Raw genomic sequence first — 25,604 nt, 5'->3', positions numbered from 1 at the left:
GCCCTCTTCCTTCCAGGAGTCAGCCGATCACCGGCGGTACGTTCCGCTGCCCGTCATGGGACGGCCACGATTCCTCGTCCTCGACCAGATAGTCGGGACGCTTGCCCCGTCGGCTGTGCCGCTGCCGGTCATCCGGGGTGCGGACGAGTCCCGTACCGCCCTGGGTGAAAGCACGGCTGCCGTTCTGCGTGCTGCCGCCGACGACACCGCCGGCCTCCGATGCCAGCCGACGACCGCCTGCTCCGACGCCACGGCCACCGCCGGGCGCGCCGGGCACACCGCCGAAGCCGGGGCCGGCCATACCCGGTCGTCCTTGCATTCCTTGGGCTCCGTGCACGGGTTCGGCTCCGACGACCGTGCCGCGAGGAGTCTGCAGCGGCGACGGGGCCGCTGCCCGGGGGGCCGGCCGACCGCCGATGACCTCACTTGCGGGGACTCGGGGGGCGCTCGAAGGCATCCCCACACGCCCAGTGCCCGGGCTGCTCCCCGGGCCCCCCGGCACACCCGGGATGCCGGGCACGCGCCGGGTACCCGGGGAACCCGGACCGGTCACCACAGGGCCGGTCCGGCCCTCCGGCTTGGACGGCGAGGGCATTCGGCCCGGCGTCCTCGAAGTGACCGGCGGGATCTTGGATGTATGCGGAGTGGGCACATGCGGATGGACGACGGGCGGCGGTACATGTGGACCGTGTGGCGAAGGCGTGGTCGGTGGACCGCCATTGGGTGTGGCCGGAACGTTGGGCAGCGACGGCACGGTTTTCACCACGCTGTCCGACCTCGTCGATGAGTCGGTCGAGGGTTCGGAGCGGTCGCCATGGGGTGGGGAAACCACGCCGGTGGACGTGTCCGCACCACTGGAGGAAGTGCTGTTCCCGTGGCTCCCGGTCACGCTGGACGGCCCCGAGGGCTCCTGCCCGGATCCGGCGGCGGCTGCCCCGTACCCAGCACCACCGGCGGCGGCACCGCCCGCACCGGCGCCTCCCCCGGGGCCGGGAAGGTACTCGGCCTCCTCCACGCTGCCGGGCGGGGGCATCATCGTCCCCGGCATGGGCGGAAAGTTCGGCCGCGTTGCCTTCGTCAGCTCCGCGCCCGAGTCGTTGTACGCCGACGCCAACTTGGTCATTGCACTGGCCGCCTCGTCGTGCTCCTTGCGGAGCGTCTGGAGCGCGCTCGTCACCTGGAAGGTGCTGGGGCCGCCCTTGAGGCGGGTGATGTCATCGTTGAAGAGCAGAGGGTTGCCGCGGATGCCGGGGTAAAGACGGTCGAACTCCTCGACCGTCGACTTGGCCGACGCGGGGACCTTCGGCATTTTCTTCGCGGCGCTGAGGGCGTTCGAGGCAACCTGCATCCAGTCACCGGCCTTTTCGGCATAAGCACCCAGCTGTGTGGTGGCGTTGGCCATGCTGCCGCCCCACGCGTGGAAGGCGTCGGCGCCCTCGCCCTCCCAGTCGACGCGGCTCATGTGCTCCTTGAGATCCCGGCCGATGTCATGGACGGTCTGGGCGGCCTCGTGGAGCTTGCTCGCGATTTCGTGGACCTTCTCCGGGTCCGCGTGCTCGATCATCGCCAGCAGTTCCTCGTGCGAGAACTTGCCGAAGTCGGGAAGCGACGGCGCGGTGAACGTCTTGCGCGGGTCGGTGGGCCCGCTGGGCTGGACTCGCTCAGTCATGTCACATGCCTCCCTTGTCCTCGGTGCCGCCCGTGCCGCCGGCATCTGGGCCCGTTCCGCCACCGGACTCGGTCTTCGGCGTGTGCGGGTCCAGCTTCGGGTCGTAGTGCTTGGTGAGTTGCTGCTGCACAGCCCACATACGCTGACGGTGCCGCGCGTCCGTTTCCGCGTATCCGTTGTGCGCGCCCTGGATCGCCAGGCTCAGCGCCTCGATCTGGTCGGCGAACAGCTGCGACAGCGTGGTCAGATCCTCGTGCACAGCCAAATAGGCCGCATGGAGCGCCCCCACGGAGTCGAAGCCCTTGCCCAGATGGGCCTGGTTCAGCCGGGACGCCCCGATACGCGAAGGAGCGGCTTCCGAACTCCCCAGTTTCGTCAGCGCGTCGTCGACGCGTCCCTTGAAGGACTTGAGCGTCTCCAGTTCTTGCCGTTGCTTACCAGTGGACCACGCCACTTGTAACCCCCACCTCAACAACCCCGTGAGCCCTGCAATGAACCTCGCTAGCCTACCGACAGGTAGTCAGCCCCGCATCGTGCATTCCCTCAACTCACATGAGTACGAATACGGATAGCGCGCTACAGCCCCGCCCCCACCGCCGCCTGCGGGCGGATCGGCAGGCGGTTGACGGGGCGGCCCGTCGCGGCGCGGACGGCGGAGGCGACGGCGGCCGGGGCGGTGACGACGGGGACGGCGCTGATGGCCTTGGCGCCGAAGGGGGCGACGACGTCGCGTTCCTCGACGAGTTTGACGATGCGGATGTCGGGGGCGTCCAGCGACGTGGGGAGGGCGTAGCCCGCGAAGTCGGGGCGGCGGACCTGGCCCGCGTTGGTGCGGAGGTTCTCCGTCAGGGCGGCGCCCACGCCCTGGGTGATGCCGGCCTCGATGCGGGCGTGCGCCTGGGCCGGGTTGAGGACGCGGCCCACGTCCTGGGCGACGGCCATCTCGACGACGCGGACGGAGCCGAGTTCGACGTCCACGTCGACCACGGCGCGGACGGCGCAGAAGGCGATGCCCACGAACGCGTCGCCCTGGCCGGTCTCGTCCAGCGGCTCCGTGGGGTGGGGGCGGCACTGGGCCGTGGCCCAGAGCTCCTTGCCGTCGAGGGCCTCGGCGACGGTCGTGCTGAGGACGCCGTCGTACGAGGTGATGCGGCCGTCGGCGATCGTCAGCAGCTCCGTCGACATGCCGAACTGGGCCGCCAGTGGCTGGAGCAGCTGCGTACGGACCATGCGCGCCGCGCGCTCGACCGCGCCGCCGGAGACCCAGGTGTGGCGGCCGTGCGCGGCGGGGCCGCAGGGCGGCTGGTCGGTGTCGATGGGGGCGACGTGGACGTCGGTGACGCCCAGGACCTCCTGGACGATCTGCCGGGCGAGGGTGGAGAAGCCCTGTCCGGTCTCGACGGCCGCGCAGATGACGGTGGCGACGGAGCCGCTGACCTTCACCGTGGCGGTGGAGACCTCGTCGGCGCCCTCGGCGCCCAGCATGTGGACCATGCCGACGCCGTAGCCGACGCCGCGGCGGACGGCGGAGGGCTCGCCGGCACCCTCGGGGCCGCCGGGGAGCCAGTCCTCCTCCTCGGGGGAGGTCGCGGGGAGGGGGAAGTCGCGGACGGCGGCGAGGAGTTCGGCGACGGGCGCCGGGCAGGTGACCGTCTGGCCGGTGGGGAGGAGGTCGCCGGTGGCCATGATGTTGCGCATGCGGAGGTCGGCCGGGTCGAGGCCGAGTTTCGCGGCGAGCTTGTCCATCTGGCCCTCGTACGCCGCGCAGACCTGCATGGCGCCTTCGCCGCGCACGTGCCCGGAGGGCGGGTTGTTGGTGCGCACGGCCCAGCCCTCGACGAAGGCGTGCGGGACGACGTACGGGCCGCAGGCGAAGGCGACGGCGGCGGCGAGCGCGTCGCCGGAGGAGTCGGCGTAGGCGCCGGCGTCCATGAGGATCTGGGCCTCGACCTTCACCAACTTGCCCTCGGCGTCGGCGTGGTGGCGGTAGCGCAGCAGGGTCGGGTGGCGGTGGGCGTGGCTGAGGAACGACTCCTCGCGGGTGGCCGCGAGCTTGACCGGGTGGCCGGTGCGCAGCGCGAGGAGGCCGAGCGGGAGCTGGACGCCGGGGTCCTCGCGGTCGCCCATGGCGCCGGGCACACCGGTCACGACGATCTTGACGCGCTCGGGTTCGAGGGCGAACGCGGCGGCGGCCAGGTCGCGGTCGGCGTGCGGGTCGGTGGAGGCGGTGTAGATCTCGACGCCGCCGTCGGGCCGGGGGACGGCGAGCGCGGCCTCGGCGCCGATGGGCGCGGGGTCCTGGCGGCCGATGCGGTAGAGGCCCTCGACGACGACCTCGCCGGTGATCTCCGGGTCGCCGAAGCGCAGCGGGATGTGCCGGATGAGGTTGCCGTCGGGGTGCAACGGCTCGGCGGAGAAGGCCAGTTCGGGGTCGGTGACGGGCTCCAGCAGCTCGTACTCGACGGCGATGGCGGCGGCGGCGAGCCGCGCCGTGTCGGGGTGGTCGGCGGCGACCGCGGCGATGGGCTCGCCGTGGTGGCGGACGACGTCGGAGGCGAAGACCGGACGGTCGGCGACGCGGCGGCCGTGGGCGGCGTCGCCGGGGACGTCGGCGTGGGTGACGACGGCGTGGACGCCGGGCATGGCGGCGGCGGTGCGGGTGTCGATGGACAGGATGCGGGCGTGCGGGTGCGGCGAGCGCAGCACGGCGGCCCACAGCAGGCCCTCGGCCCACAGGTCCGCGGCGTACGGGAAGGTGCCCTGCGTCTTGGCGTCCGCGTCGGCCGCGGGCACGGAGACGCCGAGGCCCTGCGGGGGGCCGTCGGGCGCCGCGGGGGGCGCGGCGACGGCGGACACGGCGAGCGAGCCGAGCACGCCGGTCACGTCGTCCGGTCCGCCGGATCCGGCCGTTCCGGCGCTGCCGCCCATGCCGCCCGTCATGCCGTCGCCTTTCCGCCGCCGCCGTTCTGCGGCCCCGCCTGGTGCGGGATGCGTCCCGTCGCTGCGTCCGGCCCGTCGCCGGACTGGTGTGCCTGTGCTTCCTCCAGGGCCGCGGCGGCCTCGGCGCGCTCGTCGGCGACCTTGCGGACGGCTTCGAGCACGCCGCGGTAGCCGGAGCAGCGGCAGAGGTTGCCGCAGAGGGCCTGGCGGGTCTCCCGTTCGGTGGGGGCGTGGTTGCCCTCCAGGAGGTCGTGGACCGTCATGGCGAGGCCGGGCACGCAGAAGCCGCACTGCACCGCGCCGCACTCTGCGAGCGCGCGCTGCACGTCCGAGGGCCGTCCGCCCTCGGCGAGGCCCTCGACGGTGCGGATCTCGGAGCCGGCCGTGGTGGCGGCCGGGACGAGGCAGGACGCGACGAGCCGGCCGTCCACCTGCACGGAGCAGGCGCCGCACTCGCCCTGCGAGCAGCCGTCCTTGGCCCCCGCGAGGCCGAGGCGCTCGCGCAGGACGTAGAGCAGGGACTCGCCGATCCAGGCGTCGCTGACCGGCCGGTCGGTGCCGTTGACGCGCAGGACGTAGGAGGCGCAGGGGTGCTCGGTGGCCGGGGCCGGGGGAAGGAGCTCCTCGTCGGACAGCGGTTCCTCCGGCAGCGGCTGCCCGTCGGCGGAGGATCGGCCGGCGTCGGGGCGGCCGTCCTCGTGTCCGGGGCCGGCCGGGGACTCCGGAGCCTCCGAGGTCTCCGGAACCGCCGGGGTCTCCGGAACCGCCGGGGTCTCCGCGGCCTCGGGGGCCTCCGGGGTCGCGGGGCCCGTCGGTGCCGCGGCCTCGGCGGGCGGCTCCGGGGCGGACGCCGCGACGGGCTCGTGGGGGTGCGGGAGGTGGGGCTCGTGCGCGTCCGGCGCCGCGGCTTCGGTGCGCACCGGCTCCGGGGCGGACGGCTCCTCCACCGAGGCGGCGGGGGCGACGGGCGCGGGGGAGACGGTGGACGTGGCGGAAGCGACGGACGTGGAGGATGCAGCGGAAGGGCCGGACGCCGAAGGCTCGGCGAGCCCCGCGGCCCCGGCCGGGCCGGCGAGCCCCGCGGCGGCGGGCACGGCGGAGGCGGCCGCCGGGACGGGGGCCTCGGCCTCCGCCCGCTCGGCGGCGTGCGGCGTCACTCCGGGGGCGCCCGGGACGCCGTTCGCGACCTCCCAGGCGCCGGAGGCCGACGTGTCGCCCGTACCGGTGACGCCCATGGCGCCTCCCCCGGTGGACGGTCGCGTCAACCCGTCGCCCGCGTACGCGTTCGCCGTGTACTCCCCCGTCCCCTCGGGCGTGTCGCCCTGAACGGGCGAGGCCGCGGGGGCTTCCGGGGCACGTGAGGCGTGCGGGACTGACGGTAGGTCCCACTGGCCGGCCGACGGACCCGTCGCCCCGTCACCGACGGGCTGGTGCCAGACGCCGGCGCCGGTGTCGCCCGGCGCGGGGGCCGGCCAGGGCGCGGTGGCGTGGGGGTCCGGGTCCGCGGCGCCGGCGGATCCGCCCGCCCGCATCGCATCGGCCGACGCGGCCCGCCCGTGCGGCGCGTACGCGCCCGCGGCGTACTCGCCGGACTCGTCCACCGGGTCGTCCCCGGCGGCCGGGACGGACCACTGCCCGGTGGAGGCGTCCCCCGGGGCGTCGGGGAACGGCACCGGCCACTGCGCCGTGTCGTGCACCGTGTCGTGCTGCTGCCGGTCCGGCCCGCCCGGGGCCGCCGCGGGGGGCGCGTACGCGTCGGCGGTCACGGCCCATTCGCCCGAGTTGCCCGAGACGTACGGCCCGGCCGGCCAGTCGTCGACCGGCTCCGGCGCACGGCCGTCCGCGGGCCCCGCGGCCTGCTGCGGGACGGACGCCGGGGCGTGGGCGTGGGGCGCGTTCTGCGCCTGGCCCGGCGCAGCACCGGCCTGGTGACGCCCCGCCGACTGATGCGGAACGGAGTGCTGGGGCGCGGCGTGCTGGGGGCCGGCGTGCTGGGGCGCGGCCGGATAGGCGGGCGCCGCGTCCCAGCCGGAGGCGGCGGGCGGCGCGTAGCCCGTGCCGGGCGCGGCCAGCGGCGCCCAGCCGTTGCCGCCGCCCGGGTTCGGGTGCGCCAGGAGCTCGGGCGGGAGCTGGACGAACGCGGTGCCCTCGGCGTCGATCTCCACGCCGCGGGGCATCGGCTGCCAGCCGCCCTCCACGGGCGTCCGGGCGTGTCGCTTCTGATCGTCACTCACGCGAGTGCCCTCCCCAGTGCTCGGCGGGCCAGGGTCGCCACGGTACGCCGCAGGTGCAGCACGGCCGGCGGCAGGGTGCCGGGCTCACCGCCCTCCGGAGTGGGTACGGGATCGGGGATGCAGGCGGCGGCGACGTAGTCGCCGAAGGCGGTCAGCGCCTCGGGGGCCAGGGTGCGCTCGCCGTCCCAGTCGATGAGCGAGGCCACCCAGTGCTCGGCGTCGTAGGGCCGCAGCGGCATCGGCGCGACGGCGCCGACGGCGCAGCGCACCATGCGCCGGGCCGGGTCGAGGACGACGGCGACCGAGGCGGTGGCGCGGCCGGGGCCGGTGCGGCCGGTGGCCTTGAGGAAGGTCTGCGGGGCGTGCAGCAGGGGCACGCGGACGTAGCCGATGAGCTCGCCGGGGTGCAGCAGCTCGATCCCGGCGAGCAGCCGGCCGACGGGGATCTCGCGGTGCCCGGCGGGTCCGGCGATGACGAGGGAGGCCTCGAGGGCGGCGAGGACGGGCAGCGCGTCACCGGTCGGCGCGGCCGAGGCGATGTTGCCGCCGAGGGTGCCGGCGTTGCGGATCTGCGGCGGGCCGGCGGCGCGGGCGGCCGCGGCGAGGGCGGGGATGAGGGCGGCGAAGTCCGGCCGGCCCATCCGGGCGTGGGTGAGTCCGGCGCCGAGCAGGGCGTGGCCGTCCTGGTACTGCCAGCCGCGGATCTCGCTGATGCGGCCGAGGCCGACGAGCGCGGCGGGCCGCAGCAGTCCCGAGTTGACCGCTGCCATCAGATCGGTGCCGCCCGCCACGGGCACGGCCGCGGGCATGGCGGCCAGCGCCGCCACGGCCTCGTCCAGCGAGCCCGGCAACGTCACCGTGTGCGTTGCGTGCGGTGCGTGCGTGGTCAACCCAGCTGCCCCTTCCCCGGTCGTCCCGGCTGTCCCGGCCGTCCTCCCGCTTGCGTTCCGCCGTACGGTACGTGCTGACGGCCCGGACGTGGCAACTCTGGCACATCTTCCGAGTCCGCCGTCGCGAGGGTCCGCGAACGGCCCTCCGTTCCCGGCCGTCACCAGCGTCCCGTCCGGCTCCGGTTCCTCGGGGGCGCGGGCGCCGTCGGCGTCTCCCGGGCTCGCTCCCGGGCGCGGCGGGGGCGCCCTCCTGCCGCTCCGCTTCGGGGCGTATGGCCATCTTTGGGCGTTCCTTGTACGACTTACGGCGGTGTGTGAAGGTCCACCGTGCCAGGGGCGGGCGGCACGGACCGTCACCTTCCGCCGTGCCTCACACGATCGGGGAAGAGTCCTCGATCGGGCGTCCGAGGATGCCCGGGCGGCGCTGCTCGGGGCGGGGGCCGCCGGGCGGGCGGTAGGCCACGCCCAGGGCGTCGAGCCGGGGGTAGTGGGCGCGCATGCGCTGTTCGAAGCGGGCGAAGTCCCGCTCGGCGGGCGCCGGGAGCGCGGACCAGACGGTCTCGGCGAAGGCGGCGAGGCGTGGGAACGCCTGGTACTCGCGGCGCTGCTGGTCCTCCGTCACCTCGGTCCAGAGGTTGGCCTGGGCGCCGAGGACGCGCGCGGCCGCGTCGCCGGTGAGCTCCGGGGGGACGGGCTCGAAGCGGTAGACGTCCTCCAGGGTGCGGACGAAGCCGATGGGCACGGGCTCGTCGTCGCCGGGGGCCTGCCGGTGGTCGAGGTAGACGTGCCGTTCGGGGCACATGACGACGTCGTGGCCGGCGCGGGCGGCGGCGACGCCGCCCGCGCAGCCGCGCCAGGAGGAGACGACGGCGCCCCGCGACAGACCTGCTCCCGGCCGCCGGCCGTCCGGGATCCCGTCGCCTCCCAGGATCTCGTCCCAGCCGACGAGCCGGCGGCCGCGCGCGGCGAGCCACCGGTCGAAGTGCCGGACGAACCAGCTCAGGAGCTCCGCCTCGTCGGCCAGCCCCTCCGCTCTCGTCCGGGCCCGGGCGGCGGGGGAGGCGCGCCACTGGTCCGCGGGGCACTCGTCGCCGCCGATGTGGATCCAGGGCGAGGGGAAGAGGCCGAGGACCTCGGTGAGCACGTCCTCGTAGAAGGCGAGGACGGTGTCGGTGGGGGCGAGTACGTTCGGACTGATGCCCCAGGTGTCCAGGACGGTGAGGGAGGTGGTGTCGACGACGTCGGTGTTGCCCAGTTCCGGGTAGGCGGCGATGGCGGCCTGCGAGTGGCCGGGCAGCTCGATCTCGGGGACGACGGTGATGTGCCGTTCCGCCGCGTACGCGACGATCTCGCGGAGGTCGTCGTGCGTGTAGTGGCCGCCGTGCGGGCGGGGGTCCCACAGCGGGGAGGCGCGGTGCCCGATCTTCGTCCGCGCGCGCCAGGAGCCGGTTCCGGTCAGCCGGGGGTGGCTCCTGATCTCGATGCGCCAGCCCTGGTCGTCGGTGAGGTGGAGGTGGAGCACGTTGAGCTTGTGCGCGGCGAGCAGGTCGAGCCAGCGCAGGACGCCGTCCTTGGGTGTGAAGTGCCGTGCCACGTCGAGGAGGAGACCGCGCCAGCGGAAGCGGGGGCCGTCCTCGACGGCGACGGCGGGGAGGCGCCGGGAGCGCCCGGGGGTGACGGGGGCGCTGCGGAAGGCGTCCGGGCCGAGGAGCTGGCGCAGGGTCTGGGCGCCGTGCAGGACGCCGGCCGGGCCGCCGCCGTCGATGCGCACGCCGTCCTCGCCGGCCCGCAGCCGGTAGCCCTCGGGGCCGAACTCCCGCTCGACGGCGGGGTCGAGGCGCAGGGCAAGGCCCGTGCCGTCCGGCAGGGGCAGCCCGGTGCCCGCGCCGAGCACGGTGCGCAGGAGGCGGACGGTGCCCCCGGTGCCGGGTCCGGCGTCGATCCCGGTGCGGTCGTCGAGTACGGGTCCGGGGCCCGGCAGGCGCACGAGCCGGCGCGGGGCGGGGACGAGCCCGGTCGCGGTGTCCGTCATGGTGTCAGTCCTTGACCGCGCCGCCCGGTCCGGAGACCAGGCGCCGCTGCACGAGTACGAAGAAGACGAGGACGGGAACGGTCATCAGGGTGGACGCCGCCATGATGCCGCCCCAGTCGTTGCCCTCGTCCTTGAAGAAGACGAGGAGGGCCATCGGCAGGGTCGAGTTCTCGGTGGCGCTGATGATGAACGACTTCGCGAACAGGAAGTCGTTCCAGGTGGAGATGAACGAGAAGACGCTCGTCGCGACGAGCCCGGGGAGGACGAGCGGGAAGAGGATCCCCCACAGGAAGCGGGCGCGGCTCGCGCCGTCGAGGTACGCGGCCTCCTCCAGCGACTCCGGCACGGCCTTGACGAAGCCGCGCAGCATCCAGATCGCGAAGGGGAGGGAGAAGGCGAGGTGCGGGAGGATCAGCGCGCCCAGGGTGTTGAGGCCGACGCCGGGCACGGTGGCGCCGGCGTCGCGCAGCACGAAGAACAGCGGGATGGCCAGCGCCTCGACGGGCACCGTCTGCGCCACGAGGACCATGACCAGCAGCGTGGTGCGCAGCCGGAAGCGGAAGCGGGTGACGGCGACCGCCGCGAGGAAGGCGACGAGCGCCGAGGCGACGACCACGGTCCCGGCCACCAGCAGGCTGTTGAGGAAGTACCGCCCGAAGTCCTGCTGTCCGAGGACGCGGCGGAAGGAGCCGAGGGTGGGGTGCAGGGTCCACGGCCGCGGGCGGTCCGAGCGCACCTCCCCGTCGGGCTTGACGGCGGAGAGCACCATCCAGAAGAGGGGGAAGGCGGTGACGGCGGCGGCCAGCAGGGCCACGGCCTCGGCCGCGAGCCGCCCCGGGCCGCGCGGGACCGTGCTCATATCTCCTCCCCCCGGCGCCGCAGCAGCCTCAGGTGCACCAGCGTGACGGCGAGCAGGACGAGCAGCATCACCACGCCGATCGCCGAGCCGAGGCTGTACTGCGAGGAGGCGAACGCCTTCTGGTACGCGTAGACGTTGAGCGTGAGGTTCTGTCCGGCGATGCCGCCGCCGTTGGTCATGACGTAGATCTGGGTGAAGACCTTGAAGTCCCAGATGACGGACTGGAGGGTGACGACGGCCAGCACCGGCCGCAGCATCGGCGCCGTGACGTGCCGCCAGGTGCGCCAGGCCGAGGCGCCGTCGAGCGCCGCCGCCTCCAGCACCTCGCCGGGCACGGCCCGGATGCCCGCGTAGACGGTGACCATCACGAACGGGAAGGAGCACCAGACCACTTCGAGGAGGACGAGCGCGAAGGCGCTCCACCGGTCGTAGGTCCAGGAGTGGCCGTCGAAGCCGGTGAGGCCGAGCGCGGTCAGCGCGCGGTCCACCGGGCCGGTGTCGGGGTCGAAGAGGAAGAGCCACACCGTCGAGCCGGTGACCGCGGGCGTCGCCCAGGCGCCGAGCGCGGCGAGCATGAGGGCCAGGCGCGGCAGGGCGCGGACGCGGGTGAGGAGCACGGCGGCGGCGCAGCCGGTGGCGAGGGTGGCGAGGACGCAGGCGGCGGCGAAGCCGAGGGTGGCCACGAGCGCCCGGCGGAACTGCGGATCGCCGAACACCTCGCGGTAGTTGGCCAGTCCGCGGAAGGAGGTCGGGACGCCGCCGCTGACCTGGGCCTGGGTGTAGTCGAGGACGGAGACGAGGCCGAGCTGGTAGACGGGGTAGAGCAGGAGCCCGCCGAGGAGGGCGAGGGCGGGGGCGAGGTAGAGCCAGGGGGTCCAGGGGCGGGTGTTCCTGTTCATCGGCGGAACGCCTCGTCCATGCGGCGGGCGGCGGTGGCCGTCGCCTCGTCCACGTCCTTCCGTCCGCTGACGATCTCCTGGAACATCGTCGGCAGCACCTGTCCGGCGTCGATCGCCGACCAGCCCGGGGTGGCGGGGACGGCGACGGTGCCGGCGTCGAGGGTGCGCACGAAGGGCGCGGCGAAGGGCTGCCGGCGCGCGGCCGCGCGGCGGGCGTCGGCGGAGGCGGGCAGGAAGCCCATGGCGTCGAAGAGCCGGTCCTGGGTGCGGCGGGAGGTGAGTGACCTCATGAGGCCGACGGCGAGGGTGCGGTGCGAACTGCTCCTGAGCACACCGATGTTGTTCCCGCCCGCGAACGCCGGGGCGATGCTGCCCGGTTCGAGGCCGGGCAGCGGGACGACGGCGTAGCGGCCCTTGGCCGGGCCGCCGTCGACGGCCGCGCGGTTGAAGTCCCCGGCGATCGCCATGGCGGCGCGGCCGGAGGCGAACGCCTGGACCGTGTCGTTGCCGCCCATGGCGGCGCAGCGGCTCGCGGGGCAGTTGTCGTCGCCGAAGAGGGCGGTCCACTCCCGCACGCCGGCGCGGGACTTGGGGTCGTCGATCGCCGCGCGCCAGGTGCGTCCCGTGCGGCGGGCGACGTCGCCGCCGTGGGCCCAGACGAAGGGGAGGGCGCCGTAGGTGTAGGCGCCGCCGACGGCGATGCCGTAGAGGCGGGGCCGCTCGCGGTGGATCCGCCGTGCGGCGGCGGCGAGTTCGGCGAGGGTGCGGGGCGGGGCGAGGCCGAGGTCGCGGAGGACGTCGGTGCGGTAGTAGAGGGCGCGGACGCCGGTGAACAGCGGTGTGCCGTAGAGCTTTCCGTCCACGGTCACGGAGGCGAGGGCGGCGGCGTCGGCGGCGGGGCGGGCGGCGAGTTCGGCGGTGACGTCGGCGAGACCGCCGTCCCGGACGTAGCCGGCGGTGTCGGTGTTGCCGTACTCGACGAGGTCGGGGGCGCTGCGGGGGTCGTTGAAGGCGGCCTTGAGCTTCTGGGCGCGGGTGGCGACGGGGATGTAGTCGACCTCGACGCGTACGCCCCGGTGGTCGCGGACGAAGGCGTCGACGGCGTCGGCCACGACCTCCTCCTTGGGCCGGTTGTTCACCTCCCGGAACAGCCAGACGCGCAGGGTGCCCGTTCCGCGGTCGGCCGCCGGGGAGTTGGGGGAGGTGGAGGGGGCGCAGGAGACCGCGAGGGCGGCGAGGGCGAGGAGGACGGCGGCGGCGGTCCTGGCTGCGTGCGGCGCCATGGGGGCTCCCCTCCCGTTCGCGCACACCGCCGTTGCAGCATGCGCAACGCGCGTTTCCCGGTGCGCAATTGGGAGGAGGCTAAGGGCGTCCGTCCGCGCCCACAAGGGTCCGCGCCCGGAACGTGGCCCGGCGATGCGCCCCGTGCAACGCCCACGGCTCCCCGGACACGCCGCGCGTGCCGGGGAGCCGTGGGGGATCCCGGGGTGGGGCCGGGGGCGGGGGCTACTTCTTGCCGTCGCCGCCCTTGCCGCCCTTGTCGTCGCCGGCGCCCATGCCGTCGAAGATCTCCTTGCACATGGGACAGACCGGGTACTTCTTCGGGTCGCGCCCGGGCACCCAGACCTTGCCGCACAGGGCGACGACCGGGGAGCCGGAGAGCGCGCTCTCCATGATCTTGTCCTTCTGGACGTAGTGGGCGTAGCGCTCGTGGTCGCCGTCGCCGTGCGACACCTGCGGCGTCGGCTCTACGAGGGTGCCTGTACCTGCCCCGCGCTCGGGCTCAAGAGTGCTCATGGTCCCCAAGGGTACTGGGGAGCGCCGCGGTCGGCCGAGGGCCGTCGGCGCGCGCGGCACGGCCCGTCGCGGCGAGGTGCGCGGCCAGGCCGAGCGCGGCGGCCGCGGCGGTGGCCCAGGGCAGCGCGCGGGGCGCCAGCCCGGCGGCGAGGGCGGCGCCGCCGAGGGCGGAGCCGACGGCGCTGCCCAGGTAGAGGGCGGAGCCGTTGAGGGCCAGGACCACCGGGCCCCGGCCGGGACTCAGCTCCAGCAGCCGGTGCTGCTGGGGCACCTGGAGGGCCCAGCCGCCCGCGCCCCACACCAGCAGGGCCGCCCCGGCCGCGAGGGCGTGCGGCGCCAGGGCGGGAAGCAGCGCCTCGGCGGCGACGATCAGCGCGAGGACGGTCGTGACCGGGGCGGCCGCCCGGCGCGTGCGGTCCACCAGCGGGCCCGCCACGACGCTGCCGAGGACGCCGCCGAGGCCCCAGGCCCACAGGTAGGGGGTCACGGCGTGGACACCGCCGGCCTCCCGCAGGACGGGCGCGAGATAGGTGTAGAGGCCGAGGCTGGCGACGGCGGCGAGGAAGGAGACGCCGACGACCGGGGCGACGCGGCGGTCCGCGACGGCCGCGAGGCGGTCGCGGACGGACGCCTGCGGCTGCGCGGGCAGGGGCGGCAGCAGGCACAGCAGTCCGGCCAGGGCGGCCGCGCCCAGGGCCGTGAGCAGCCAGAGGGTGGCCCGCCACCCGGTGTGCTCGGCGAGCAGTACGCCCAGTGGGACGCCGAGGACCGTACCGCTGCCCATGCCGCCCATGACCAGGGCGAGCGCCCGGCCGCGCCGGGCGGCGGGGACCATCGTGGCGGCGGCGGCCGTGGACAGCGCGGCGTAGAGCCCGGCCCCCGCGCCGGCGGCCACGCGGGCCGCGACGAGGAGGGCGAAGGTGGGCGCCAGCGCGGTGAGGGCGTTCGCCACCGTGAACACCGCGAGGGAGCCGGTGAGCGCGGCGCGCGGTCGGCGCCCGGCGAGCAGGCTCGCGAAGAGCGGCGCCGAGACGGCGTAGGCGAGCGTGAAGGCGGTCACGAGCTGTCCGGCGAGGGCCACCGTCGTCCCCGTGTCGTCGGCTATCGCGGGCAGCAGCCCGGCCATCACATAGGCGTCCAGCCCCAGGGTGAACGAGCCCAGGGCCAGCAGCAGGACGTTGCGCACGGCGGTCTCCCCCATCTCTTCCGGTTGCGGTGGGCCGGGAGCGTAGGCAGCCCGCACGCGCGTTCGGAAATGCCCCGGCGGGCCCGTTTATGCTCGGTGCGCATGACTGACCCGAACGGTGTCGAACTCCGTCACCTGCGCTGGTTCCTGGCCGCCGTCGAGGAGCGCAGCTTCACCTACGCGGCCGCGCGGCTGGGCATCGGGCAGCCCGCCCTGACCCGCGCCGTCCAGTCCCTGGAGGCGGCCCTCGGCGCCCGGCTGCTGGAGCGCACCACGCGCAGGGTCGAGCCCACCCCGGCCGGACAGCGGCTGTACGACGAGCTGACGGTGGCCCTGGCCCGCCTGGACGAGGTCCTGCGCGCCCCCTGCCGGGACGCGCCGCTGCGGCTGGGCTTCGCGTGGCTGCTGCCGGACCGGGCGGCGGCCCTGGTCGAGGAGTTCAGGGCGGCCACCGGCGCGGGCGTCCGGCTGGTGCGGCGGGACGCCGCGTTCGCCGGTCTCGACACCGGGGACGTGGACGCGGCCGTGCTGCGCGGCCCGCTCCCGCCCGGGACGCGCGGGGTCGAGCTGTGCCGGGAGGACCGCGTGGCCGCCGTCCCCCGCTCCTCCCCGCTCGCCCGGCGCCGCGTCCTGGACTGGGCGGAGCTGGCCGAGCTGCCGCTGGTCGTCAACACGGTCAGCGGGACGACCGCGCCGGAGCTCTGGCCGGAGGACGCCCGGCCGGAGGTGGCCTGCACGGCCGGGAACGTCGACGAGTGGGTGGAGTCCGTGGCGGCCGGGCACGGGGTCGGCGTCGCGCCCCGGCCCGCCGCCGGGCGGCTGCCGCACCCCGGCGTACGGTACGTCCGGCTCAAGAACGCCCCGCCCGTGACCGTACGGCTCGCGCTGCCCGCGCGCGGGGCGCACCCGCTGGCCGAGCGGTGCGCCGCGCTCGCGGGCGGGACGGCTAGTTGAGACTCGGGTCGTCGGGGTAGGTGGCGACCATGGCCAGCTCGTTGCGCTGGCGGCGCAGCACCGACCGCCAGAGGCGGGCCGGGTCCGGGGAGGACACGTCCCCCGGCTCCGACTCCACGACGTACCAGGCGCCCTCCACCAGCTCGTTCTCCAGCTGGCCCGGGCCCCAGCCGGAGTACCCCGCGAAGATCCGCAGGGAGCCGACGACCGGTCCGAGCAGCTCGGGCGGGGCCTCCAGGTCGACGAGACCGATGGCGCCGTGCACCCGGCGCCAGCCGAGGGGCCCGTCGCCGGCGGAGGCACCCTGGGCGCGGCCGTCCCCCGGGACGACGGCCACGCCGAGCGCCGAGTCCAGCGAGACGGGCCCGCCCTGGAAGACCACGCCCGGCTCCCCCGCCAGGAAGGCCCAGGAGGCGAGGATGTCGGCGACGCCCACGGGGGTCGGCCGGTTGAGGACGACGCCGAGGGAGCCCTCCTCGTCGTGGTCGAGAAGCAGCACCACCGCGCGGTCGAAGTTCGGATCGGACAGCGCCGGCGTCGCGACGAGCAGTCGTCCTGTGAGCGAGGACACCTCGGGCATGGCGACATGATCCCGCATTTCCGGGCTCCGCGGGGAGGGGGAAGGGCGTGCCGGGGACGACGCTAACCGGTAGCGACTACTCCGTATGCGGAGCGTGTTGTTGCAAACCCATGACGTACGCGAAAGCCCCGATTGGCGCGGAGCGCCCCCTCCGGTCGCATTACCCTTTCTTCTTGCCCACTGCCCAACTCCAGGAACGCGAGATCCATGACCGGCCCTGACGATGTCCTGCTTGTCCACGGCGGTACCCCGCTCGAGGGCGAGATCCGTGTCCGCGGTGCGAAGAACCTCGTGCCGAAGGCCATGGTCGCCGCGCTGCTCGGCAGCGGCCCCAGCAGGCTGCGCAACGTCCCCGACATCCGGGACGTCCGGGTCGTCCGCGGCCTCCTCCAGCTGCACGGGGTGACCGTGCGCGCCGGCGACGAGCCCGGTGAGCTGGTCCTCGACCCCTCGCACGTGGAGAGCGCCAACGTCGCCGACATCGACGCGCACGCCGGCTCCTCGCGCATCCCGATCCTCCTCTGCGGCCCGCTGCTGCACCGCCTCGGCCACGCCTTCATCCCGGGCCTGGGCGGCTGCGACATCGGCGGCCGGCCGGTCGACTTCCACTTCGAGGTGCTGCGGCAGTTCGGCGCCACGATCGAGAAGCGCGAGGGCGGCCAGTACCTGGAGGCCCCGCAGCGGCTGCGCGGCACCAAGATCCGGCTGCCGTACCCGTCGGTCGGCGCGACCGAGCAGGTGCTGCTGACGGCCGTCCTGGCCGAGGGCGTCACCGAGCTGTCCAACGCGGCCGTGGAGCCGGAGATCGAGGACCTCATCTGCGTGCTGCAGAAGATGGGCGCGATCATCTCCATGGACACCGACCGCACCATCCGCATCACCGGTGTGGACTCGCTCGGCGGCTACAACCACCGCGCCCTGCCGGACCGCCTGGAGTCCGCCTCCTGGGCGAGCGCGGCGCTCGCGACCAAGGGCAACATCTACGTCCGCGGCGCCAGCCAGCGCGAGATGATGACCTTCCTCAACACCTACCGCAAGGTCGGCGGCGCCTTCGAGATCGACGACGAGGGCATCCGCTTCTGGCACCCCGGGGGCGAGCTCAACGCCATAGCGCTGGAGACGGACGTCCACCCCGGCTTCCAGACGGACTGGCAGCAGCCGCTCGTCGTCGCCCTGACCCAGGCGTCGGGCCTGTCCATCGTCCACGAGACGGTCTACGAGTCCCGGCTGGGCTTCACCTCCGCCCTCAACCAGATGGGCGCCCACATCCAGCTCTACCGCGAGTGCCTGGGCGGCTCCGCCTGCCGCTTCGGCCAGCGCAACTTCCTGCACTCCGCGGTCGTCTCCGGCCCGACCAAGCTCCAGGGCTCCGACCTGGTCATCCCCGACCTGCGGGGCGGCTTCTCGTATCTCATCGCCGCCCTGGCCGCGGAGGGCACCTCCCGCGTCCACGGCATCGAGCTCATCAACCGCGGCTACGAGAACTTCATGCAGAAGCTGCGCGACCTCGGCGCGAACGTCGAACTCCCCCAGGCCGCCTGACGCGTCCCCCTCTCCCCCACCGAAGGGCGGCTCCGGGGCTTCCTCGCCCCGGACCCGCCCTTTCACCATTTCTCCCGGGCGGGGGGCGGCACGCAGGGGCTGCGTGCCTTCGTGCCGTGCCCCCTAGCGGGCGGGGACCTGGGTGCGCGCTCCGCGCGGGGAGGCCGGGCCGGGGCCCGCGCTCCGCGCGGCAAGCGGGGCGTGCCCCTGCGCTTCACCCGGGCCGCGCCCCTTCCTGCCCCCGGCGGGCGGGGACCGGTGCCCGCGCTCCGCGCGGCAAACGGGGCTTCGCCCCCGCACCCCAGCCGGTGCACCCCAGCCGGGGGCTGCGCCCCCTGGCCCCGAACAGCCCCCCACACACTCAAGCGCCCACCGGGCGCGGCGGAAGCCCGGACGAGCCGCATCGCGCTGCTCGGGGCTGGATTCCGGACACAGGTGGGCGTCCAGGGCGCCCGGTGGTTGGGGGCGGAGGCGGCGCGGCCGCGTTGCGGGGTTGCGAAGGGGCGCGGCCCCCGGAAACGGTGAAAGGGCGGGGCGGGGGCGGAAAAAAAGGGGGCGGGAATGCCCGAGGGCGGCCGCTCCCGGTCGGGAGTGGCCGCCCTCGGCGCGGACCTGCTTACTTGCCCTTGGCGGCTTCCTTGAGCTTGGAGCCCGCGGAGACCTTCACGCTGTAACCGGCAGCGATCTGGATCGGCTCGCCCGTCTGCGGGTTACGGGCGGTGCGAGCGGCACGGTGCGTGCGCTCGAAGGTCAGGAAGCCGGGGATGGTCACCTTCTCGTCACCCTTGGCGACGACCTCACCGACGGTCTCGGCGAGGGCGGCCAGAACGGCGTCGGCGTCCTTGCGGGTCACCTCGGCACGGTCGGCCAGAGCGGCCACCAGCTCACTGCGGTTCATGTTGTACTCCCGTGTTCATCTTGCCAATGAGGCGTGAGATCGAAGCCGATGCTGCCAGGGCCCTCGGACAGTCCCCGGACCCGGGTCCGCCACTAGATCCCTCGCGCCCTGGGGGATGCCCCCCGGACGGAGTCCTCGGGGGAGCATCCTGCCCCCACCAGTGGCGGGAAAGCCAATCCGGCACCCTGGAGAGTCACACGGAAAGCGCCACAGCCTCGGGTGGGGCCGCGTTTCCGCGGCCCGATCACTGCCCGACACCCTATGGGGGCCGCACGAGCGCCGCGCCACGCGACGCGCCGTTCTCAGGCCGTCGTGGCGGCCGTCACAGCCGCTCCGGCGGCCTTCGCGGCCTCGCGGACCGCCCCGGCCACCGCCCCGGCGACCTTCTCGTTGAAGACGCTGGGGACGATGTAGTTGGCGTTGAGCTCGTCCTCGGTGACCACGTCGGCCAGCGCCTCCGCCGCCGCCAGCATCATCTCCGTGTTCACCGTCCGCGACTGCGCGTCCAGCAACCCCCGGAAGACACCCGGGAACACCAGCACGTTGTTGATCTGGTTCGGGAAATCCGAACGCCCCGTCGCCACCACCGCCGCCGTCCGCCGCGCCACCGCCGGATCCACCTCCGGATCCGGATTCGCCAGCGCGAAGACGATCGCCCCCTCCGCCATCGCCGCCACATCCGCCTCACCCAGCACATTCGGCGCCGACACACCGATGAAGACATCCGCGCCCCGCACGGCCTCCTTCAACGTCCCCGTCACCCCCTCCGGATTGGTGTTGTCCGCGATCCAGCGCAGCGCCGACTGCGGATCCGCACCCACCAGGTCCTCGCGCCCCGCGTGGACGACCCCGTGGATGTCGGCCACCACCGCGTGCTTGACCCCCGCCGCCAGCAGCAGCTTCAAAATCGCCGTACCCGCCGCGCCCGCACCCGACATGACGACCCGTACGTCACCGATCCCCTTGTCCACCACCCGCAGCGCGTTGGTGAGCGCGGCCAGCACCACGATCGCCGTACCGTGCTGGTCGTCGTGGAAGACCGGGATGTCCAGCGCCTCACGCAGTCGCGCCTCGATCTCGAAGCAGCGCGGCGCCGAGATGTCCTCCAGATTGATCCCCGCGAACCCCGGCGCGATGGCCCTGACGATCTCCACGATCGCGTCCGTGTCCTGCGTGTCCAGACAGATCGGCCACGCGTCGATCCCCGCGAACCGCTTGAACAGGGCCGCCTTGCCCTCCATCACCGGCAGCGCCGCCTTCGGCCCGATGTTCCCCAGACCCAGCACCGCCGACCCGTCCGTCACCACGGCCACCGCGTTCCGCTTGACCGTCAGCCGGCGCGCGTCCTCCGGATTCTCCGCGATCGCCATGCACACCCGCGCCACCCCCGGCGTGTACACCATCGACAGATCGTCACGGTTGCGGATCGGATGCTTCGACGCCATCTCGATCTTGCCACCCAGGTGCATCAGGAACGTACGGTCGGACACCTTCCCGACCACCACACCCTCGATACCGCGCAGCTTCTCCACGATCTCGTCCGCATGGGCCGTCGACGTCGCGGCGACCGTCACGTCGATACGCAGCCGCTCATGACCGGACGCGGTGACATCGAGACCCGTGACCGAACCGCCGGACGACTCCACCGCCGTCGTCAGCTGGCTCACCGCGGTACCGCCGGCGGGCACCTCCAGTCGGACCGTCATCGAGTACGAGACGCTAGGCGCCGTTGCCATGGCCGCTTCCCTGCTTTCCCTGATCACGATGTGCTGCGCGCGCACCGTCCGCGCGACGTTCGATCGTCCCACCTACCCACGGGTAGACGGTAACCGGGCGGGGGATTCCGGAAGACGGCTTTCATGAACGCGCGACGGGCGCCCTTCGGATGAAGGGCGCCCGTCGTGACGTTCAGCGGCACCGACCCGCCATGCTCGCCTCGCGGCAAGTGGTCGCTCGAAGCGACAAAGGTTGGGCCCGGGGGCTTGGATCGAGCCGGTGCCGTACTCAGGCTAACAAACGCCCCCGGAAAGTCATTCCCGGTGGCGCCCGTTCCGGTGGAATCCGGCCGGGCCGCCCCCTGCGGACGCCCGGACGCGCATCGCGGCCGTCAGTCGCGCAGCAGGTCCGGTACGCCGTCCGCGTCCGGCTCGTCCCGCTCCCCCGCCAGCACGGTCAGCCGCTGCGTGGCGCGGGTCAGGGCGACGTAGAGCACCCGCAGGCCCGCCGGGGACTCGTCGGCGATCTCGGCGGGCGTGACGACGACCGTCGCGTCGTACTCCAGGCCCTTGGCCTCCAGGCTGCCGAGCACGACCACGCGGTCGCCGAGCCCGGCCAGCCAGCCGCGCGCCTCGGCGCGGCGGGCCATCGGCACGACGACGCCGACCGTGCCCTCGACGTCGTCGAGCAGGTGCCGGGCCTCCGCGCGGACCGACGCCGCCAGGTCGGGGCCCGCGACGGCGAAGCGCGGCACCACACCGGTCGAGCGGACGGCGGACGGCGACTCCATCCCGGGCATCGCCAGGGCCAGCACCTTGGCGGCCAGCTCGGCGATCTCGGCCGGGTTGCGGTAGTTGACCGTCAGCCGGAAGCGGCGGCGCGGGCGGGTGCCCAGCGCCTCGTCCCGGGCGAGGCCCGCCTCGTCGGGGTCGGACCAGGACGACTGGGCCGGGTCGCCGACCACCGTCCACGTCGCGTGCCGGCCCCGGCGGCCGACCATGCGCCACTGCATCGGCGTCAGGTCCTGCGCCTCGTCCACGATGACGTGCGCGTAGTCCCGCCGCTCCTGCGCCAGCCGCTCCGCCCGCTCGCGGCGCGTCTCGCCGCGCTCCGGCATCAGCTCCTCCAGGCCGGTGAGCTGGTCGAGCGGGTCCGCCTCGCGGGGCTTCCGGGGCCGCGCCGGGGCGCCGAGCAGCGTCTCCAACTCGTCGAGCAGCGCCACGTCGTGGACGGACAGCGGGCCCTTGCCGTCGCCGTCGAGCCGGCCCAGGGAGCGGGCCAGCAGCCGCGTCTCGCGCGGGTTGAGGACCCGGCGCGTCCAGCGCGCCAGCCGGCGCTCGTCGGCCATCAGCGCCAGGACCTGACGGGGCGTCAACTCGGGCCACCAGGCGGCCAGGAAGGCCAGGAAGTCGTCCTCCGTGGTGACGTCCTCGTCGAACGCGGCGCGCGCCTCCGCGGCCAGCTCCGGGTCCGTGTAGCGCCGGGCGCCGCCGGCCTTGGCCCACAGGGCGTCCAGGATCAGCCGGCGGGCGCGCGGGCGCAACAGGTTGACCGGTGCCGTGCCGCCCAGGGCCGTCTGCCGGATGCGCTGCAGCTCCTCCGCGCCGAGCTCGACACGGGCGCCGAAGGCGACGACGCGCAGCCGGTCCGGGACCTCGCCGCCGTCGCGCGGCACCTCCAGCGCGCCGCGGGCCGCCTTGCGCAGCACCTTGAGCATCCGCGACGAGCCCTTGATCCGGGCCACGGCCGGCTCGTCGTAGGTGTCCGCCTCGGCGCCGTCCACCAGCGAGCCCAGCGCCCGGATCGCGACCTGGCCCTCCTCGCCGAGCGACGGCAGCACGCCCTCGGTGTAGGCGACGAGCAGCGGGGTCGGCGAGACGACGAGGATGCCGCCGGCGTAGCGGCGCCGGTCCTGGTAGAGCAGGTACGCGGCGCGGTGCAGGGCGACGGCGGTCTTGCCGGTGCCGGGGCCGCCCTCGACCTCGGTGACGGAGGCGGCGGGGGCGCGGATCACCAGGTCCTGCTCGGCCTGGATCGAAGAAACGATGTCCCTCATGGTGTGGCTGCGGGCCTGGCCGAGCGCGGCCATCAGCGCGCCGTCGCCGACCACCGGCAGCGCCTCGCCGTCCAGGGTGGTGCGCAGCTCCGGGCGGAGCAGGTCGTCCTCGACGCCGAGCACCCGGCGGCCCTTGGAGCGGATGACCCGGCGGCGCACGACCCGGCCGGGGGCCACGGGGGTCGCCCGGTAGAAGGGGGCGGCGGCGGGGGCCCGCCAGTCGATCACCAGCGGGGAGTAGTCGGCGTCCAGGACGCCGATGCGGCCGATGTGCAGGGTCTCGGCGATCTCGGCCCGCTCGTCGCGCACGGCGTCGTCGGCGGGCTCGACGGAGGTGTACGCGCCGTCCGGGCCCTTCTTGCCGTCCTTGCCGAGCAGCAGGTCGATCCGGCCGAAGAGGAAGTCCTCGAACTCGCTGTTGAGCCGGTTGAGATGGATGCCGGCGCGGAAGACCTGGGCGTCGCGCTCGGCGAGCGCCCCCGGTGTGCCGACCTGGCCGCGCTTGGCGGCGTCGTCCATGAGGAACTCCGCCTCGTGGATCTTCTCCTCGAGGCGCCGGTACACCCGGTCCAGATGGTGCTGTTCGGCACCGATCTCGCGGTCGCGGATCCCGTCCGCGGCCTTCTCAGGTTCCGTCGCCACCTGCGCGCTCGTGGCGTTCTGCGCGGCCACCCAGGCCCCCTTCTGTGTGCGTAGGGCAGCCTTCAACCGTACGCGAACAGGGGGACCTGGCGCACCTGTCAGGACATGGGAGGTTTGACACCTTCCTGTCCGTCGTTCCCCCTTGCGGTCTTCCTGTCCGCCGCCCGGCCGTCCGCCGGGTCCCCGTCCGCCACGTGGCCGTTCCCCGCGTGACCGCTCGCCGCCCGGCCGTTCATCGCCCGGCGGCGGTGGCGGGCGACGCGCTCGCGGTTGCCGCAGACCTCGCTGGAGCACCAACGGCGGCGCCGGCCGCGGGAGGTGTCGAGGTAGAGGAGGGTGCAGCTCTCGCCCTCGCACTGGCGCAGCAGGGCGCGGGCGGCTGGGTCGGTGAGCAGCTCGACGGCGTCGCGGGCGACCAGGGCCGCCAGCCCCGCGCAGTCCGGCGGCGCGGCCATGGCCCGGACCAGTCCGCCGTCGCCGTCGCGCACGGCGCGCGGGGCCGGAGGCGCGGCGGCGGCCAGGGCGTTGACGCGTTCGAGGTCGGCGTCGGCGGCGCGGGCGCCGGGCCCGCCGACGGCCTCGGCGTGCACCACGCGGTGCAGCAGGCCGCGCAGCGCGTGGAAGCGGCGCAGCCACGACGTGTCCACGCCGTCCAGCGGCGTGCCGGGCGGGACGACGCGGGCGCCGAGCAGCCAGCTGCGCAGCCGCTCGGGGGTGGCCAGGCGCTCGTACGGCTCCTCGCCGGGGCGCCCGGCCGCGGCGGCGGTGGCCATGAGGTCCAGGCAGAGCCGGCCGGAGTCGAACCGCAGGTCGTGAGGGGCCGCAGACATGTGCGTGTCACCTTTTCCCTGGGGGGATGCCTGTCGGGCGGTGCGCCCGTCGGTACGCCTCCCCACAGGGTGCCCGGCCGGGGGCCCGCCCGGAAGCCCCGCGGCCGCGCCTCAGCCCCGCAGGAAGCCGTCGCCGTGCGCGGAGATGTGGGCCTCCAGGGCGGTCAGCGCCTCCTGGGTGGCCTGCTCCGTGCCGCTGCCCCGCTTCTCCGCGTAGTACGCGGCGCCGAGCTTTCTCAGCAGGTCGCTGCCGGCGCGCTGCGCCTGCACCTCCTCGACCTTCTCCTTGCCCTGTTGCAGGGCCTGCTGGGCCTGTTCCTTGGCCCGGTCCAGAAATCCCGCCATGTTCGGCCTCCGTGGACGGACGGTACGAGGGTTTTCCTGCCGCTTGCCGCTCGGCGGATCAATTGTCGAGGGCGGCGCGGACAATCGGCAAGCGGCCGGGGTGCCCACCACCCCCGAGGGGGGCCGGGCGACAGCGCCCGCCTCGCGCTTCCGCACGGCGGCGCGCCGGGGGGCGGGGGCGCACCTCACCGCCCCGCGGCCCCCGCGCGCCTCCGCCGCACCACGACGCCGGCCGCCGCCAACACCGCGACCGCTCCCCCGGCAGCGGCGGCCACGGCCACCGGCCCACCGCCCCCGCCGGAGGCGGAAGCCGCGGGTGCCGCGGGGGCCCGGGGACCGGACGCGGCCTCGGTGGCGGCGGCCCCGGCAGGCGTGACGACGAGCCGGCCCGTCCGCCGTACCCGCCCGTGGTGGCTGACCACCGTTACGGGGTACGCCCCCGGCCCCAGCGCCGGGCGGATCCGTGCCGGGCCCAGGTAGCGGGGGTCGTCGCCGTCGCCGGCCCGGCTGTGGTCGCGGCGCAGCGGGACGGGCCGCTCGAAGGCGGGGGAGGTGGCGGTGAGCCGCCCGTCCTCCCCGGGGTCGGGGGACGCGTCGCGCCAGAGGACGTTCACCGTGCCGCCGGCCGCCGCGGGCCCGTGCGCGCGGGCCCGTCCCGGCCCGCCGGGCGCGGTGAAGAAGGCGGGCCCGCGCGTCCGGCCCAGATAGTCGCCGTCGCCGGGACGCGCCGCCCGGACGGCCACCGTCCGCTCGCCCCGGGCCCGTCCGTCCGGCCCGGTGAGGACGATGCTGTAGGTGCCCTCCTTGGCGTCCGGCGGCAGCGTCACGGCGCCGGTGAACATCCGGGGGTTGTTCCAGTGGCTGCCCCGCGGGTCGTGCACGAGCCGCACCGGCCGGGGCAGGAGGGGCGAACGGGCCAGGAAGGAGGAGCCGGTCGCGCCGGGGCGGAGGTCGTCGAACCACAGGGCGAGGCGCTCGCCCGGGCGCAGCACCCCGTCCTCGTCCGAGAGCCGGAACGACGGCGGCTTCTGCGGCCGCACCCGCACCAGGTCCCGGGCGACGGTCCGGCCGCCGACGCGGACGGCGAGCGGATACGCGCCGGGGCGGGCCGTCCACTCGACGGCGGGCCGCCCGCGATGGCCGGAGCCGCGGCGGCAGGGGGCGAGCCGGACGGGACGCCGGCCGAAGGCGGCCGAGTGGACGGTCACGGGCGTCCTGGGCCCGACGCCCTGCACGTCCACGTCGACCAGCTCCCCGGGCCGGTTCTCGAAAGCGCTGTTCAGCACGACGTGCACGGCGCCGCCCGCACCGTCCGCGATGGCGTCGGACGCCGCCGCCCCGCCCGTGAGCAGCACCGCACCGGTGACGGTCAGCACTGTGGCGGCCGCTCGGATCCCCTTCATGGCGCCACCCCCTCTGTCCAGTAAGAGGGCCGTCCCGGGCCCCTGGTTGCGCGCGTTCCGGCCGGGAGACCGGCCGCGGATACGGCGAAGGCCCCACCGCCGGGGGCGGTGGGGCCTTGCCTCACATGGGAT

19 protein-coding genes and 1 pseudogene are annotated in these 25,604 nt (G+C 74.9%); 2 read left to right on the top strand and 18 right to left on the bottom strand.

All coding sequences use genetic code 11. The annotated features are described in order from the left end of the window. Positions 1 to 19: 19 nt before the first annotated feature. The 11 genes and pseudogenes from AC230_RS28955 to AC230_RS28905 form a co-directional block, all read right to left on the bottom strand. A complete protein-coding gene (locus AC230_RS28955) occupies positions 20 to 1,669 on the bottom strand; it encodes a WXG100 family type VII secretion target (RefSeq protein ID WP_049719286.1) in 1,650 nt (549 codons plus the stop codon). Between the two features lies 1 nt (position 1,670). Continuing rightward, positions 1,671 to 2,123: a hypothetical protein gene (locus tag AC230_RS28950; protein WP_049719285.1), complete on the bottom strand. Its 453-nt coding sequence runs from the start codon at positions 2,121 to 2,123 to the stop codon at positions 1,671 to 1,673. 122 nt (positions 2,124 to 2,245) lie between these two features. After that, positions 2,246 to 4,609, bottom strand: coding sequence for a xanthine dehydrogenase family protein molybdopterin-binding subunit (locus AC230_RS28945; protein ID WP_241833396.1), 2,364 nt, complete (start codon positions 4,607 to 4,609; stop codon positions 2,246 to 2,248). Beyond that, the gene (locus AC230_RS28940; RefSeq protein ID WP_078871652.1) at positions 4,606 to 6,843 is read right to left on the bottom strand and encodes a 2Fe-2S iron-sulfur cluster-binding protein; all 2,238 of its coding nucleotides are present in this window, start codon (positions 6,841 to 6,843) and stop codon (positions 4,606 to 4,608) included. The genes AC230_RS28945 and AC230_RS28940 overlap by 4 nt, the downstream gene beginning before the upstream one ends. Next, complete coding sequence (locus AC230_RS28935; RefSeq protein ID WP_049719283.1) at positions 6,840 to 7,733, bottom strand: FAD binding domain-containing protein; 894 nt, start codon at positions 7,731 to 7,733, stop codon at positions 6,840 to 6,842. Before AC230_RS28935 ends, AC230_RS28940 begins: the two co-directional genes overlap by 4 nt. 370 nt (positions 7,734 to 8,103) lie before the next feature. Further along, the gene (locus AC230_RS28930; RefSeq protein WP_049719282.1) at positions 8,104 to 9,765 is read right to left on the bottom strand and encodes a beta-N-acetylhexosaminidase; all 1,662 of its coding nucleotides are present in this window, start codon (positions 9,763 to 9,765) and stop codon (positions 8,104 to 8,106) included. 4 nt (positions 9,766 to 9,769) lie between these two features. Then, positions 9,770 to 10,624, bottom strand: coding sequence for a carbohydrate ABC transporter permease (locus AC230_RS28925; protein WP_049719281.1), 855 nt, complete (start codon positions 10,622 to 10,624; stop codon positions 9,770 to 9,772). Further along, the gene (locus tag AC230_RS28920) at positions 10,621 to 11,646 is read right to left on the bottom strand and encodes a carbohydrate ABC transporter permease (protein ID WP_422125657.1); all 1,026 of its coding nucleotides are present in this window, start codon (positions 11,644 to 11,646) and stop codon (positions 10,621 to 10,623) included. Before AC230_RS28920 ends, AC230_RS28925 begins: the two co-directional genes overlap by 4 nt. Further along, positions 11,529 to 12,806, bottom strand: a pseudogene (locus AC230_RS28915) (extracellular solute-binding protein); the annotation flags it as partial. The gene AC230_RS28920 and the pseudogene AC230_RS28915, both read right to left, overlap by 118 nt. 223 nt (positions 12,807 to 13,029) lie before the next feature. Continuing rightward, on the bottom strand, positions 13,030 to 13,320 hold the full coding sequence (locus AC230_RS28910; RefSeq protein WP_078871651.1) for a DUF3039 domain-containing protein: 291 nt from the start codon (positions 13,318 to 13,320) through the stop codon (positions 13,030 to 13,032). Next, positions 13,307 to 14,521, bottom strand: a complete 1,215-nt coding sequence (locus tag AC230_RS28905; RefSeq protein WP_241833395.1) for an MFS transporter — start codon at positions 14,519 to 14,521, stop codon at positions 13,307 to 13,309. Before AC230_RS28905 ends, AC230_RS28910 begins: the two co-directional genes overlap by 14 nt. A gap of 87 nt (positions 14,522 to 14,608) precedes the next feature. Here AC230_RS28905 and AC230_RS28900 point away from each other — a divergent pair, with 87 nt between their 5' ends. After that, entirely contained in the window at positions 14,609 to 15,460 is an 852-nt protein-coding gene (locus tag AC230_RS28900; RefSeq protein ID WP_049719277.1) for a LysR family transcriptional regulator, read from the top strand. On the opposite strand, the gene AC230_RS28895 is transcribed toward AC230_RS28900, so the two are convergent. Continuing rightward, complete coding sequence (locus AC230_RS28895; RefSeq protein ID WP_049719551.1) at positions 15,453 to 16,040, bottom strand: YqgE/AlgH family protein; 588 nt, start codon at positions 16,038 to 16,040, stop codon at positions 15,453 to 15,455. The two genes, AC230_RS28900 and AC230_RS28895, sit on opposite strands and share 8 nt — an antisense overlap. 207 nt (positions 16,041 to 16,247) lie before the next feature. On the opposite strand from AC230_RS28895, the gene murA reads away from it, so the two are divergent. Next, complete coding sequence (gene murA / locus AC230_RS28890; RefSeq protein WP_049719276.1) at positions 16,248 to 17,582, top strand: UDP-N-acetylglucosamine 1-carboxyvinyltransferase; 1,335 nt, start codon at positions 16,248 to 16,250, stop codon at positions 17,580 to 17,582. Between the two features lie 616 nt (positions 17,583 to 18,198). Here murA and AC230_RS28885 read toward each other — a convergent pair. The 6 genes from AC230_RS28885 to AC230_RS32825 all read right to left on the bottom strand — a co-directional run bounded on the left by AC230_RS28885 (position 18,199) and on the right by AC230_RS32825 (position 25,472). Then, entirely contained in the window at positions 18,199 to 18,480 is a 282-nt protein-coding gene (locus AC230_RS28885; protein WP_004951951.1) for an HU family DNA-binding protein, read from the bottom strand. A 302-nt stretch (positions 18,481 to 18,782) separates the two neighbouring features. Continuing rightward, positions 18,783 to 20,216, bottom strand: a complete 1,434-nt coding sequence (locus AC230_RS28880; protein WP_049719275.1) for an NAD-dependent malic enzyme — start codon at positions 20,214 to 20,216, stop codon at positions 18,783 to 18,785. 371 nt (positions 20,217 to 20,587) lie between these two features. Continuing rightward, complete coding sequence (locus AC230_RS28875; protein WP_049719274.1) at positions 20,588 to 22,924, bottom strand: HelD family protein; 2,337 nt, start codon at positions 22,922 to 22,924, stop codon at positions 20,588 to 20,590. Between the two features lie 68 nt (positions 22,925 to 22,992). After that, positions 22,993 to 23,724, bottom strand: coding sequence for a CGNR zinc finger domain-containing protein (locus tag AC230_RS28870; RefSeq protein ID WP_049719273.1), 732 nt, complete (start codon positions 23,722 to 23,724; stop codon positions 22,993 to 22,995). A gap of 111 nt (positions 23,725 to 23,835) precedes the next feature. Then, complete coding sequence (locus AC230_RS28865; RefSeq protein ID WP_049719272.1) at positions 23,836 to 24,069, bottom strand: hypothetical protein; 234 nt, start codon at positions 24,067 to 24,069, stop codon at positions 23,836 to 23,838. A gap of 185 nt (positions 24,070 to 24,254) precedes the next feature. Then, entirely contained in the window at positions 24,255 to 25,472 is a 1,218-nt protein-coding gene (locus tag AC230_RS32825) for a hypothetical protein (RefSeq protein ID WP_157868674.1), read from the bottom strand. Positions 25,473 to 25,604: the final 132 nt, after the last annotated feature.

The sequence above is a fragment of the Streptomyces caatingaensis genome, assembly GCF_001187435.1.
Lineage (GTDB): Bacteria > Actinomycetota > Actinomycetes > Streptomycetales > Streptomycetaceae > Streptomyces > Streptomyces caatingaensis.
This window is presented reverse-complemented; position numbering and strand designations above follow the sequence as displayed.

Bases quoted from the DNA above. Each gene is read 5' to 3' on its own strand.
- AC230_RS28955 (WP_049719286.1), bottom strand. From the start codon at position 1,669: ATGACTGAGCGAGTCCAGCCCAGCGGGCCCACCGACCCGCGCAAGACG.
- AC230_RS28945 (WP_241833396.1), bottom strand. From the start codon at position 4,609: ATGACGGGCGGCATGGGCGGCAGCGCCGGAACGGCCGGATCCGGCGGA.
- AC230_RS28930 (WP_049719282.1), bottom strand. From the start codon at position 9,765: ATGACGGACACCGCGACCGGGCTCGTCCCCGCCCCGCGCCGGCTCGTG.
- AC230_RS28925 (WP_049719281.1), bottom strand. From the start codon at position 10,624: ATGAGCACGGTCCCGCGCGGCCCGGGGCGGCTCGCGGCCGAGGCCGTG.
- AC230_RS28910 (WP_078871651.1), bottom strand. From the start codon at position 13,320: ATGAGCACTCTTGAGCCCGAGCGCGGGGCAGGTACAGGCACCCTCGTA.
- AC230_RS28905 (WP_241833395.1), bottom strand. From the start codon at position 14,521: ATGGGGGAGACCGCCGTGCGCAACGTCCTGCTGCTGGCCCTGGGCTCG.
- AC230_RS28900 (WP_049719277.1), top strand. From the start codon at position 14,609: ATGACTGACCCGAACGGTGTCGAACTCCGTCACCTGCGCTGGTTCCTG.
- AC230_RS28895 (WP_049719551.1), bottom strand. From the start codon at position 16,040: ATGCCCGAGGTGTCCTCGCTCACAGGACGACTGCTCGTCGCGACGCCG.
- murA (WP_049719276.1), top strand. From the start codon at position 16,248: ATGACCGGCCCTGACGATGTCCTGCTTGTCCACGGCGGTACCCCGCTC.
- AC230_RS28885 (WP_004951951.1), bottom strand. From the start codon at position 18,480: ATGAACCGCAGTGAGCTGGTGGCCGCTCTGGCCGACCGTGCCGAGGTG.
- AC230_RS28880 (WP_049719275.1), bottom strand. From the start codon at position 20,216: ATGGCAACGGCGCCTAGCGTCTCGTACTCGATGACGGTCCGACTGGAG.
- AC230_RS28870 (WP_049719273.1), bottom strand. From the start codon at position 23,724: ATGTCTGCGGCCCCTCACGACCTGCGGTTCGACTCCGGCCGGCTCTGC.
- AC230_RS28865 (WP_049719272.1), bottom strand. From the start codon at position 24,069: ATGGCGGGATTTCTGGACCGGGCCAAGGAACAGGCCCAGCAGGCCCTG.
- AC230_RS32825 (WP_157868674.1), bottom strand. From the start codon at position 25,472: ATGAAGGGGATCCGAGCGGCCGCCACAGTGCTGACCGTCACCGGTGCG.